The following is a 14301-nucleotide window of genomic DNA, read 5'->3' on the forward strand; positions in this document are numbered from 1 at the left end:
TAAAAACACAAGTGTGGTGCACATTGATCGCCCATTTGCTTTTAATGGTCCTAAGGGCAAAGTCGGACACAAAAAAGGCTTTCTCTACAATTGCCGCTTTGGTTAGGATTTACCTGATAAGCCATTTAGACGTTTATTGGGTGATTGAAAACTGTAGACGGACTTATGTCAAAAATGTAAAAGCAAAAAACAAAAGTCCTGACATACAACTCGCATTTTTCTGAAAAAAAAGGGGGGGAGTAGGTAATTGAAAAACAATTGAAGATATGCTTATATTGCTGTTTATCAACACTTACAATCTTTGAAGATTGGAGATTTCTAGTTTTGTCGGTCAGTAGTGTTTTAAAATATATCCGACCATTCACCTCGCCTACGAATTACGTGACAATCAGGAATTACAACTGAACTACAGCAAAAGGGTAAACCGTGCTGACAGTGACGAAATGAATCCATTCCCGGAATACAGTGATCCGCGAAATATGGAAGCGGGCAATCCGAAGGCCAAACCGGAGCAAATTCATTCCATTGAATTTGGTTACCAGTTAAAAACCAAAGCGTTTAGTATTCTTCCTTGTTTGTATTATCGGTATAAATATGATGGCTTTGCAGAAATAACAAAGTATGTGAACGATAGTGTTTTACTTAAAACGTTTACAAACCTGTCGAAATCGGAGTTCATGGGGATGGAATTGATCATATCGGCCAACATTGGAGAGATAGCGAATCTGAATTTTAGCGCTAATGGTTATTATACCCGGTTGGATGCTTCAAACATTGGGTATTCAAACAATAAAAGGGCATTTTCGTGCGACACAAAGCTTGGTGCAAATTTCAATGTTACCAAATCAACCCTGTTGCAGTTAAACTGTTTTTATCGTTCAGAAAAAATCAATGCACAAGGAACAACCGATCCATCTTTTTATACCAATATTGGCTTGAGGCAGGATATTTGGAAAAATAAAGCCTCGCTAATATTAACGATTTCGGACGTGTTCAATACCTTAAATCAGTTTAATTATATCGACACACCTGAATTATGGCAGAAATCGACCAGAAAGAGGGATTCGCAGATCCTGTACTTGGGATTTACCTATCGGTTCGGCACATCTGCAAAAAAAGAAAGGCAGGAGTTGAATTATGATGATAGCTTTTAAATGAAGAAAACTCAACGATGAATCGCACCCCAAGCGGAATGTTCATTGGTTAGATGTTATTATGTGTTTTTCAGTAAAATACCTTTATTGTCAACGGACTGCATTTGTGTTTTTTGAATGTATTATCCCAAATTATATTGCCCAAGTTTGCTTAATTCTCAGATTTATTTCTATCAATTTGTAACTTCCCTTTTTTGTGCTTCAAAATATAATTGGTAGGGTTGAGTCCGAATTGTTTTGTAAAACTTCGCGAGAAATTACCCACCACAGTAAAACCAACTTTATACGCGACTTCAGAAATGGAGTATTCGCCAGCCAATAACAATTCGGCGGCTTTATTCATGCGGATGGTTGTTACAAAGTCGTGAACGGTTTGGTTCGTCAATACTTTTATCTTTTTATATAACAAGGCCCGACTCATTTTTAATTTTGTGGCGAGCGTCTCGGTGTCAAAATCGGTTTCTGACAAATTATCCTCAATAATTTTCATCACTTTTTTAATGAATGCTTCGTCCGTGACATTGTTGGCCAATATTTTGGGGTCGATAAACGAACCTTTGCCGAACATTTCCCTGAGTTTTTGACGGGATTCTATGAGGTTATTTATGCGGGAATGGAGAACAACCGTACTGAAAGGTTTTGTGATGTAAGCATCGGCACCCGTTTGATACCCCTCAACAATGTACTCTTCCGATTGACGGGCAGTCAATAATATCACAGGGATGTGGCTGGTACGCTCATCGGTTTTAATTTTTTTGCAAAGCTCAATGCCAGTCATACCGGGCATCATCACATCGCTGATGATTAAATCGGGTAAACAGTCAATGGCTTTATCGAAACCATCCAGGCCATTTGATGATTCGTAGATTAGGTAATTTGATGACAGCTCATTTGCAAGGTAATTGCGGATGTCATTGTTATCTTCCACCAGAAGTACGACAGGGGCGCTCTTGGATTTGTCAACCGGTGTTGTGGCTTCATCTTTACCAGAACTCAGTCCTTCATCACCAGAGGTCGAAGACATTACATTTTCATCAGAACTCGGACTTAAGTTCTCGTGGATGGGAATATAGGGAAATGAGATTTTAAAACATGAGCCTATGCCGGGTTCGCTTTCTACGGTTATGATTCCTCCGTGTAGTATTACCAGTTCTTTGGTAAATGCAAGCCCCACGCCATAGCCCTTGTCTTTGTATTCTTTGCTGTTGTCGGCTTGGTAGAAGATATCGAAAACCTTATCCAACGATTCGGCAGCTATCCCAATGCCATTATCCCGCACCGTTATTTCGAGAGTGCTATTTGTCTCCTTGTTATCCGCGAGTGCCAGTTCAACCGTAATTTCGCCATTGTCGGGCGTGTATTTGAAGGCGTTGGAAATGAGATTGTACAATATCTTGTCAAATTTATCGGGGTCGAAACTGACTAATAAACCATCAAATTTAGTCTGAAAGGTATAATTAATGTTGCGTTGCAAAGCTTGGATTTCGAAGGAACTACATACCGTTTTGGTGGTTAGGACAATATCGTTTACCGACTTCGTCAACTGCATATGTCCGGTTTCCATTTTTCTAAAATCGAGCAATTGGTTGCTTAAGTTGAACAACCGTTTTGCATTGCGGTGCATGATTGAATAATAGCTTTGAGCTTTGGCCAATGACGGGCTGTCGCTTATTAACCGTTCTAACGGGTCAATAATCAGAGACAATGGCGTGCGGAATTCATGCGCAACATTGGTAAAAAACTGCGACTTCAATTGGTCTAACTCTTCTATTTTCTCGGCTTTTAACCGTTCGTAATCAATTTGATGCCTAAGTTTTTCGCGTGCGACGATGATCCGATAAGTGATGTAACCTAAAGCAAAGAGCAATAAAATCCATATTGCATAGGCCCAGGTTGTTCTCCACCAAGGTGGCAACATGTTTATTTTAAGGGTGGCTGGTGTCGGATTCCATACGCCGTCGCAATTGGCCGCCATAACTTTAAAAGTGTATGTCCGCGGCTCCAGATTGGAGTAATAGGCAACCCGTTGGGTAGCATCCGTGTAAATCCAGTCTTTGTCAAACCCTTCGAGCATATATTTGTATTTATTGCCTTGGGGATTGGAATAGTGAAGGGCAGTAAACTCTAACGCAAGGGTTTTATCGTTGTGCGTAAGGGTGACCTCGCTGGATAGATAGAGCGGTTTGGTTAGCACAATACGCTCGTCGAACGGTTGGTTGGGCACAATGGGCGTGTTCAAAATCTGCAAGCCCGTCATGTATATTTTGGGCAGGTAAGGATTGTCCTTCATGTTTTCGGGAAAGAAAGAGTTGAACCCATGGATACCACCGAAAAAGATCTCCCCCGTTTTATGGTCGCGGAAGCAAGCATTTTCGGAAAATTCGTTGTCCTGCAATCCATCTTGGCGGGTATATGAACTCATCGCCAATGTTTTTGTATTTATCCGGCTTATGCCTTTTTTGTGGCTTACCCACACATGACCTTTGCGGTCGCATAAAACACCCATGATCATCCCGTCGGGAAGTCCCTGTTTAATGGTAATACGAGTGAATTGACCGTTAGAGGGATCGAAACGATTTAACCCGTTCCATGTCCCTATCCATAGCAGGCCGTCCTCGTCTATATCCATCGAATAGATAAAGTCGCTGCTGATTGTATTGACGTCATTGGCGCTGTGCCGAAAGTGACCGGGGTAAAACTTTCCATCAAAACCGGTCGTTGAATCGCGCCTCAAACAAGTGAGGCCGCCACCTTCGGTTGCAACCCACAGATTGTGCTTTTGATCCTCAACAATAGCCCTAACGCGAGGGTTTGTTAAAGTCGTTTGGGGGTCGAAAGCAATAAACCGATCGTTGGAGCGATCGTATTTGGCAATTCCGTTCAACGTCCCAATCCATAAATCGCCGTTATGGTCTTCGGTGATTTCATACACCGAATTGTCGGGAATTTTACGCAGCGAATTGGTTGAGTAATTTGTGAATGTATGGGTTCGCGGATTGTACCGGCTTAACCCGTCTTTGGCTCCAAACCACAAATCCCCCAGCCTGTCGCAATGCGACTTTCGTATCAAATTACTTATCAACCGGTTTGAAGCATTGAGGTCGTTGCAGCTAAAGTGGGTGTATTGATTGGTTGTTCTGTCAATTTTAGTTACCCCCATATCGCGTGTGCCTACCCAAATATTTCCGTCGTTGTCTTTGCAAATAGCACGCACCTCGCTGCCTATAATGCTGTTTTTATTATTGTTACGATAATAATAATTGATTGCCTTTTGCTTTGTGTCGGCTTTGTTAATGCCATTGCTGATGGTTCCAACCCACAAAATCCCGTTTTTGTCCAAATAAACCTCATTGGTTATTTCATCGTTAATTGACCAAGGATTTAACGGATCGGGCAAATAGGTGATGCTTTTATGGGTGTTTCGATTGGTTTGAACAAGTAGTTTGTCCTGAAATTTTATCTGCCACAAATAGTTATTGGTTTGAGCAACACTTTGAACAAACGGTTTATACCTGCTTAGAGAGTCTGAAATGTACTTTTTTACCTTTTCGCGAGGGAACCTGGTGAAATTATCCTGTTCGTAATTGTAGCGGCAAACTTCGGCATAGTTTGAAAAACTGACCCAAACATTCAGCAACGAATCGGTATACACATGGCTGATGCGGTTGGTGATAATTGAGTTAGAGTCATTGTCAATGGTTTGATAGATTTTGAACCGATAACCATCGTATCTGCATAAACCGTTCCACGAGCCGAACCACATGAAGCCATATTTATCCTCGCTTATACCAATGATGGTATTTTGTGCCAATCCGTCATCAACCGTCAGATGGTCGAAACGGAGCCGTTCCTCTTGTGAAAAAAGAGGTAAAGTATAAATGAGAATCAGTAGGGCTATCAAGTGTTGCTTCGTCATAAATAGCTTAAAAATATTCATCTCGTCCAATTTGCATTTTAGACTTATCGGGTGATGCGAGTATTTTTCAGCAACAAATTTAATCAAACCTTATTGCCATTAGTAAATGGTTACCCTCCAAAGCGGAAAAACACAATTACAGCAAAAAAGGTTGTTTTTCGAACAGAGTCAACACCTAACAAATACAAATTGATGCGAGAATAGACGATTTGATGCAGGTAAGTGGTTGATGTTGTGATATTTTTGCAACATAAATCAGCCATAACCACATGGCGGGAATTCAACAAATAACAGTAATGTAAAAAACACATCAAAAAAGGTTTATGAGTGATTAAATTCAGGAATTTATTCTCTCATATAATCACGAATAGACGCATGCATGCGACCAAGCCTTAGGAGGATTTAATCTTATAAATGTCTATCGTTTATTGCCTAACACATGCTTCCGAATCCCTTATACAAACAATTTTCAAATTATAAAAATTCATTTCGATGAAAAATAAGCTCCTAGTATTCGCTTTCACATTCGTCACGCTATTTACATCCATCAAGGAGACAGTGGCAATGGTCAATCCTCCCGATTCTGCATATCTTTTTGCCTACTCTACCACCAACAATTTGGGAAAAAACGGATTACATTTTGCGTGGAGTGTCGACCAGAAAAGTTGGACATCGATAGGGCCGGAACATCGTTTCTTGTTTTGTGATTATGGTAGTTGGGGGCGAGGAAAACGGATGCTTACACCTTTCTTGTTTCTCGACCAAAACCAGTCTTGGCATTGTATATGGAGTTTAAATGAAACGGAAGGTGTTTTCGCCCATGCTGCTTCTTCTGACCTCAGCTACTGGAAGCCTCAAACGTACCCAACTGTCATAATGGGAGATAATTGTCTGTTCCCGGAGGTGTCGTACAATAAAACAACACAAATTTACCTCATTACCTGGCTAAGCACTGCCACAAAAGATACATTGGTTTATGGCGTCACAACCAGCGATTTTAAAGCATATTCCGAAGCTAAACGATTAAAGGCGAATAATCGGTTAAACGTGCGAAAAAACATAACGATTGGAGGTGTAAGTGAAACAGGTATCGTTTGTAAGGTTAGCTGGTATCAAATAGAGTCTCTCATCGATGCAGAGCGGTTATCATCCTACAAACTTCAACTTGAAGAGGAGAGTTATAACGATGACGACATTCGTTTTAAAGGTATAAAACCTATTGACGCAACCTTATCTTTCGATGTAAGCCAGAGTAAAAAGATAAGCGATTTGCTAATCGGGATATTCTTTGAGGACTTAAATTACGCTGCCGATGGAGGTTTATATGCCGAGCTCATCCAAAACCGCGATTTTGAATACTCATTACACGATTTAAAAGGGAGCGATAAGTCGTGGACTAGCACAAAAGCATGGAGTTTACGTGGCGTAGGAGGAACGTTTACGATTGACACCGTTTTGCCCATACACGCTAACAACAAAAATTTTGCTGTTCTGAAAATTAGCACAATTGGGCCATCCTTAGTGAACGAAGGTTGGAGTGGTATATCGGTAACAGAGGGCGAAAAATACAATTTTTCGGTGTTTGCTCGCACTCCCGAAAACATCACTAAAAAGCTAATTGTTCGCCTTATAAGCAAAGACGGGGCGGTGTTGGGCGAAACATCGGTAACTGTAAATTCTTTAAAATGGGAAAAAATAGATACGGTTATTGCTGCAAACCAAACAATTGCCGATGCCAGTTTGGAAATTCTCCCACAAAGTATAGGGACGGTAAACCTAGATATGGTTTCCCTATTTCCCCAAAAAACGTTCAATGGACGTAAAAATGGGTTACGGGCTGATTTAGCTCAAACCATAGCCGACATCCATCCCCGCTTTATGCGTTTTCCGGGCGGTTGTCTGGTGCATGGCGATGGGTTGAATAACATTTATCATTGGAAAAACACCATAGGGCCGCTCGAAAGCCGCAAGCCACAACGTAACCTTTGGGGCTACCACCAAACAGTAGGGCTGGGATATTTTGAGTATTTTCAGTTTTGCGAAGACATTGGCGCCGAACCTCTCCCGGTAGTGGCTGCGGGGGTGTGTTGCCAAAACTCTTCTGACGGGGGGGCTGGCCAACAGGGCGGAATGCCTATGTGCCAAATGGATTCATACATACAGGATATTCTGGACTTAATAGAATATTGCAATGGAGACACTAAAACGACCTGGGGTAAAAAACGTGCCGAAGCCGGACACCCGAAGCCGTTTAGCCTTAAATACATTGGTATTGGCAATGAAGATTTAATCTCTGATATTTTTCAGGAACGTTTCGAGATGATTTATAAAGTGGTGAAAGAAAAACATCCGGAAATAACTGTGATCGGAACGGTTGGCCCCTTTGAAGAAGGGACAGATTATACCGAAGGATGGAATCTGGCAACTAGGCTCGGCGTGCCCATGGTAGATGAGCATTATTACAAATTGCCGGGTTGGTTTATAAACAATCAGGATTACTACGACAAGTACGACCGTACAAAATCCAAAGTCTATTTGGGTGAATACGCCTCGAGAGGCAACGCATTGTACAACGCGCTAGCCGAGGCAAGTTACCTTACTGCTATAGAGCGCAATGGCGATGTGGTGCACATGACATCGTATGCACCGTTGTTGGCAAAAGATGGTTTTGTAAAGTGGAAAACAGACCTGATATACTTCGGGAATAATTACATTAAACCATCAGTAAATTACTATGTGCAAAAACTTTACGGCGAAAATTCGGGCGATGCTTACATCGAAAACAATTTGGCATTGTCCGATTCAAAAGAAACAGTTCGAAGAAGAGTCTCTGCTTCGGTGGTTCGCGATAGCAAATCAGGTGATTTAATCATAAAGCTTGTCAACCTGCTGCCTGTGGAGGTAAATACCCATGTGAAATTGAATGGCATGGATAAGATGGATACTACCGCCGTGCAAACGACATTAACCGGCAATCCGGGTGATAAAAAAGTGTTCCCTGTTACAGAAACCTGTACGGTTGGTTCCGAATTCAAAATATCCATGCCGGCCTATTCTTTTAAAGTCATCCGTATTGTGGCAAAACATTAAGGGGGAAAATACCTGAATTAACAATTGATAATTTGATTTAAAATAAAGAATATGATTAAGCTAAAGTTTAAAATCCTTACTCTTTTAATGCTTTCGGCTATAAGTGCAACCGCACAAAAGAAAGTCAAAACAATCACAGAAAAGGATATGGCCGCCTATCTGATGGTGTATTTCAAAGACGACACGCACGGTCTGTACTTCGCGTTAAGTAAAGACGGCTACAGCTTTACCGATGTCAACAACGGCAATCCGGTTATTGCCGGCGACACCATAGCCGAGCAAAAAGGGATTCGCGACCCCTACATCATGCGTGGTCCCGATGGGATGTTTTACGCAGCACTTACCGATTTACATATTTATGCCCAAAAGTTAGGTTACCGCACTGACCAGTGGGAACGTGACGGCAAAGAATACGGTTGGGGCAACAACCGAGGTGTCGTGTTAATGAAATCGCCCGACTTAATCCACTGGTCGCACACAGTCCTCCGTGTCGATAAAGCCTTCCCCGAATTGGCAAACATCGGTTGTGCATGGGCTCCCGCGCTTATTTTCGATGAGGCAAAGGGCAAAATTATGATGTATTTTACCATGCGGTTTGGCAATGGCAAAGCCAAAGTGTATTACTCTTACATGAACAAGGATTTCACCCAAATGGAAACCATGCCCAAATCTATTTTTGAATATATTGAAGGACAGGAATACATCGATGCCGACATCACCAAGGTTGGCAACAAATACCACATGTTTATTTGTTCGCACAATGGCGGGGCGCACGTAGAACAAGCCGTGTCTGATTCCATTAATACTGGCTACCAGCTAATCCCGGGGCGTTCAGATGGCGAAAAAGTGGATTGCGAGGCGCCAACCGTATTTAAACGCATTGGCGAAAACAAATGGGTGCTGATATACGACATCTACCGCATCAACCCTCACAATTTTGGCTTTAGCGAAACCACCGATTTCGAGAACTTTACCTATTTGGGCCATTTTAACAAAGGGGTAATGAAAACGACAAACTTCTCGATACCCAAACATCCCGCAGTTATCCAAATTACAAAGAAAGAGGCTAAGCATTTAGCTGCAAAATGGCATTTAAAAATGAAGTTTTAATCAATCCGCCGATAAAATGAAAATGGTAAAATATCTCATTGCAACGGCTTGTCTTGTCATGGCCGCATACCATGCGTTTGCCCAAGCATACCCCAAAGCCATCATCAAAGGCGACTACGCCGACCCGTCAATATTAAGGGATGGGAATGACTTCTACATGACGCACTCGGCGTTTGTGTATTCGCCGGGATTCCTGATCTGGCACTCCACCGATCTTGTCAATTGGAAACCCCTTACACGCACCATGACCAAAGTAAAAGGGTCGGCATATGCGCCCGACTTGGTCAAACACTGCGATAAATACTACATTTATTACCCGGCATCGGGAACAAACTGGGTCATCTGGGCCGATAACATCATGGGGCCTTGGAGCAACCCCATCGATTTAAAAGTTAAAAACATCGACCCGGGGCATGTTGTGGGTGAAGATGGAATGCGCTATCTCTTTTTAAGTAAAGGGATAATGGTTGAATTGACCGACGACGGATTGGCAACAGTCGGTGAACCAATCAATGTGTATGGCGGATGGAAATATCCCAAAGAGTGGATAACCGAGTGTTTTTGTCTCGAATCGCCCAAGCTGACGTTCAAAGACGGCTATTACTACATGACAAGCGCACAGGGCGGTACCGCTGGTCCGGCAACCAGCCACATGGTGGTATCGGCACGTTCAAAAAGCGTAAAAGGCCCATGGGAAAACTCCCCGTACAATCCCATCGTACATACCTATTCGGCCGATGAAAACTGGTGGTCGAAAGGCCATGGCACACTGGTAGATGACCCGAACGGTAACTGGTGGATTGTTTACCATGCCTACGAAAAAGGAGCTTACACCCTTGGACGGCAAACACTGATTGATCCCATTGAATGGACCGAAGATGGATGGTATCGATTAGATAAGAACCGTCAACCGTTGAAAGCCGATGCCGGGTTTTCAGGAATGGAATTGTCCGATGATTTTTCAACCGGCAAGCTGGGCTTACAATGGACAACCTGGGGTAGCTATGGTAAAGGCGATATCGAACTCGAAAACAACAGCCTCTATTTAAAAGGGAAAGGCGATTCACCCGGTTATGGGCGTCAGTTGTTGTTAACCGTTCCGGACAGGAATTATCAGATTAAAACCGAAGTAAACTTAGAAAATGGAGGAACGGGTGGACTGATTCTTTTTTACCGCGAAACGGCCTTTGCCGGTGTTACAACCGACGGCGAAACCATCACCATTTACAACGAAGCAAAAGAAGTTTCAAAATTGACCAGCAAATACGGCAAACACGTCTTCCTTAAAATCATTAACCAAAAGGATATTTGCACGATACAAATTAGCAATGATGGCTTGCAATGGGATACTATAAAGGATTATCTCGACGTGTCCGGCTTGCACCACAACAATTACCGAGGGTTTTATGCCTTGCGTGCAGGTTTGGTCGCAACCGGTAGTGCTACCGTACAATTCAACGACTTTAAATACACGGCTGGGGTTTTAGCCCCCAAACCGGCATTTCGCGATCCGGTGTTCGATGGCGCGGCAGACCCCATCGTCATTTGGAACGCCATTGAAAAAAAGTGGTGGATGTTTTATACCAACCGTCGTGCTACCGAAACGCAACTACCGGGTGTCAGCTGGGTATTTAAAACACCCATTGGCATAGCCGAATCGGAAGATGGGGCAAACTGGAAATATGTGGGAAATGCCAACTTCCCTAATCTTCCCGCAGAGGCCGGTGGGGATAGTGCTACGTTATGGGCTCCCGATATTGTTTATGGCGATGACGGCCAGTGGCACATGTTTTTAAGTATACAAGCCGGCATAGCCGAGCGATGGGGCAAAGTTCCGGGATACATTGCCCATTTAACCAGCTTAAACCTTCGCGATTGGAAATACATGTATCGTTTTAACCTCCCAATTGGAAGCTATGACGCCGATGTCATTAAAATGCCTAATGGCGTTTGGCGCATGTATTATAAAGACCCCAATAACCATGCTTCAATATTTTACTATTTAGAGAGCCAAAACCTAAAAGAATGGTCCGAACCCAAACTTGTCATGTCCATTAAAGGCGAAGGACCGGCAGTGTTCAAATGGAAAAACTATTACTGGATGATACTTTGTGACGGCAAGGGATTTACGACATTACGATCTGTGAATGCCGAAAAATGGGACAAACAACCCGGAGGCCCGTTGATGCCCGAAGGGTCGGGAATCGGGAAAGACGATGTTGCTACTGCTCGTCATGGGGATGTGGTCATCAGCAACGGTCGTGCCTATTTTTACTATTTCACGCATCCCGGACAAGTTGGGGAGGATACAAAAAAGGATGGTTTCGAACAACGTCGTTCTTCTATTCAAGTGGTTGAGTTGAAATTGAAAGATGGTTGGATCATTGCAAACCGAAATATCCCTACTTTAGTGCAATTGGATAATCCGGAATAGAAATTTGAATTTTTATGAATCATTGTCCATCTGATTTTCAACTGAATCAAACAATCATTCAATACGATACCAAGCATGAACAGACAGTTAAGACTCATGGCTTTATTAGTAATACTTCTTTCAAATAGTTTTGTCAAAAGTATTATAGCACAAACAATTGTTCAGCGAAATCAACTCTTCGATTACGATTGGAAATTTAATTTAGGAGATGAACCAAAAGCTAATGCCAACGATTTCGATGATAAAAACTGGAGAAACCTTGACTTGCCTCATGATTGGAGTATTGAAGGAAAGTTAAACCCTCAAAATCCAATGGGCAATGATGGTGGTTACTTTCCGGCAGGTATAGGCTGGTACCGAAAAACGTTCACTGTTCCGGCTACATGGAAAGATAAACGCGTTTCAATTTATTTTGAAGGGGTTTACATGAATTCCGAAGTTTTCATAAACGGCAAATCACTTGGTGTTTACCCTTATGGTTATTCCTCATTTCAATACGACCTTACTTCGCTTCTCGATTTCACCAAAGAAAATGTAATATCGGTACGGGTCGACAATTCTCAACAAAAAAATTGTCGCTGGTATAGTGGGTCTGGTATTTATCGCCATGTTTGGATGATCGTTACCAACGATGTTCATGTTCCCAATTGGGGCGTAACCATTACAACGCCGCAGGTAGCTTCCACAAAGGCTTCCGTTAAAATAAAAACACTTGTAAAAAACGAAACAAGCACTGTTCAGAACATTATCGTTAAAACGCAACTAACAGGAACAAATTCCAAACTTGCAGGGAACACACAAACCAAAGTCGAACTTCCTGCAAACAGAGAAAAAGAAGTCTCCCAAACCATAAGCGTTTCGAACCCTCAATTATGGACACCTGAAACGCCCAATCTTTATCAGGCACAAGTACAGATTGTTAAAGACAAAAATGTGATTGATGATACAAAAACAACGTTTGGAATCAGGTCAATAAAATTTACCCCTGAGAACGGATTCCAACTTAACGGCAAAACGATAAAGCTTAACGGAGGTTGCGTACATCACGATAACGGATGCTTGGGGGCTGCCGCTTTTGATCGTGCGGAAGAACGCCGCGTCGAAATCCTTAAAGCAGCCGGATTTAATGCAATCCGCACCTCACACAATCCGCCCTCCAAAGCTTTTTTAGATGCTTGCGACCGCTTGGGAATGATGGTCATCGATGAAGCTTTTGATGGCTGGAAAGAGAGTAAGACCAAATTCGACTATGCTTCCATTTTTAATGCTTGGTGGCAACGCGACCTCGAAGAAATGGTAATTCGCGATCGCAATCACCCTTCCATTATCATGTGGAGCATTGGGAATGAAATTATCGAACGCTAGAAACCCGAAGCCGTTGAAACCGCCAAGATGCTTGCCAACTGCATGCGGCAAGCCGATCCGACCCGTCCGGTAATATCGGCAATGACCACTTGGGATAAAGACTGGGAAATATTCGACCCGCTTATGGCAGCTCACGATGTTTGCGGTTATAACTATGAACTACGCCGTGCACCCGCTGATCACCAAAGGGTACCTTCCCGAATTATCCTACAAACCGAATCGTACCCACGCGATGCGTTTGCCAATTGGACGTTAGTTCAAAGCAACAATTACGTTATTGGCGATTTTGTTTGGACTGCACTTGATTATTTAGGTGAATCGGGCATTGGTCATTGGTATTATTCGGGCGATGCCCCTGGCGAACACTGGGAACGGGACTTGTTTCCTTGGCACGGGGCCTATTGTGGCGGCATTGATTTGCTGGGATGGAGAAAGCCCATTTCCCATTATCGCAGTATGCTATACAACAACACCGAGCAACTTTATTTGGCTGTTCGGGAACCCAATCCCGACCCGTTGCAAATAACAGAAACCAAGTGGGCTGTTTGGCCCACATGGGAAAGTTGGACATGGCCCGGATTCGAGGGAAAAGAGCTGCAGGTTGAAGTCTATTCGAAATACCCAAAGGTTCGTCTTTATCTCAACAAAAAGCTAATTGGTGAACAAGCAACAACCGAGGCGCAACAGTTTAAAGCGACGTTTACCGTACCTTATACTTCGGGCGAGTTGAACGCTGTGGGCCTAACAGATAACAACGAAGTGGAAACCGCCACGTTGAAAACGTCGGGTGATGCCGCTAGAATAAAGCTTAAGGCCGACCGCACAACCATTTCGGCCAATGGTCAGGATTTATCTTTTATCGCCGTTGAAATTACCGACAATGATGGCGTTATTCGTATCCACCCCAGCAACCCCATCTATTTATATCAAGTCCCTGTTGATAAATTGCGGCAGTAGTTCTTTGAAATTCTTGACAGGTGTTGCCTGAATGTTATCCATGACAAATTTGAGCCACCGCAGAGGGTCGATGTCGTGTTTTTTACAGGTTCCGAAAAAGCTGTAGAACATGGCAATGTTTTCGGCGGCATCATGAGAGCCGGCAAAGAGGTAGTTTTTCCGCCCCAAGGCCAGTGGGCGGATGGAGTTTTCGATCAGATTGCTGTCAATTTCCAGCATTCCGTTGGTGAGGTAGTTTTGCAGACTGATCCATCGGTTTCGGCAATATTCAAAGG

Annotated in this window: 8 protein-coding genes; 6 read left to right on the forward strand and 2 right to left on the reverse strand. The window is 43.0% G+C overall.

Going from position 1 to position 14301, the window contains the following annotated elements; genetic code table 11:
• The first annotated feature begins 347 nt into the window (after positions 1–347).
• Positions 348–1154, forward strand: a complete 807-nt coding sequence (locus LX69_RS16645; RefSeq protein ID WP_262509771.1) for an outer membrane beta-barrel family protein — start codon at positions 348–350, stop codon at positions 1152–1154.
• A 151-nt stretch (positions 1155–1305) separates the two neighbouring features.
• Here LX69_RS16645 and LX69_RS16650 read toward each other — a convergent pair whose 3' ends face one another.
• Positions 1306–5070 (reverse strand): hybrid sensor histidine kinase/response regulator transcription factor, encoded by a 3765-nt coding sequence (locus LX69_RS16650; protein WP_170124448.1) that lies wholly within the window; start codon positions 5068–5070, stop codon positions 1306–1308.
• 492 nt (positions 5071–5562) lie between these two features.
• On the opposite strand from LX69_RS16650, the gene LX69_RS16660 reads away from it, so the two are divergent.
• The 5 genes from LX69_RS16660 (at position 5563) to LX69_RS18050 (ending at position 14026) form a co-directional block, all read left to right on the forward strand.
• Positions 5563–8160: an alpha-L-arabinofuranosidase C-terminal domain-containing protein gene (locus LX69_RS16660; RefSeq protein WP_111447169.1), complete on the forward strand. Its 2598-nt coding sequence runs from the start codon at positions 5563–5565 to the stop codon at positions 8158–8160.
• A 51-nt stretch (positions 8161–8211) separates the two neighbouring features.
• Positions 8212–9270, forward strand: coding sequence for a glycoside hydrolase family 43 protein (locus LX69_RS16665; protein WP_111447170.1), 1059 nt, complete (start codon positions 8212–8214; stop codon positions 9268–9270).
• A 16-nt stretch (positions 9271–9286) separates the two neighbouring features.
• Positions 9287–11704 (forward strand): family 43 glycosylhydrolase, encoded by a 2418-nt coding sequence (locus tag LX69_RS16670; RefSeq protein WP_221621403.1) that lies wholly within the window; start codon positions 9287–9289, stop codon positions 11702–11704.
• A 75-nt stretch (positions 11705–11779) separates the two neighbouring features.
• Complete coding sequence (locus LX69_RS18045) at positions 11780–13069, forward strand: sugar-binding domain-containing protein (RefSeq protein ID WP_221621404.1); 1290 nt, start codon at positions 11780–11782, stop codon at positions 13067–13069.
• Between the two features lie 27 nt (positions 13070–13096).
• Complete coding sequence (locus tag LX69_RS18050) at positions 13097–14026, forward strand: DUF4982 domain-containing protein (RefSeq protein ID WP_221621405.1); 930 nt, start codon at positions 13097–13099, stop codon at positions 14024–14026.
• On the opposite strand, the gene LX69_RS16680 is transcribed toward LX69_RS18050, so the two are convergent.
• The coding region (locus LX69_RS16680) for an IS66 family transposase (RefSeq protein WP_146260786.1) at positions 13991–14301 on the reverse strand (311 nt) is incomplete at its 5' end. The genes LX69_RS18050 and LX69_RS16680 overlap by 36 nt on opposite strands.

The organism is Breznakibacter xylanolyticus (genome assembly GCF_003254275.1).
Lineage (GTDB): Bacteria > Bacteroidota > Bacteroidia > Bacteroidales > Marinilabiliaceae > Breznakibacter > Breznakibacter xylanolyticus.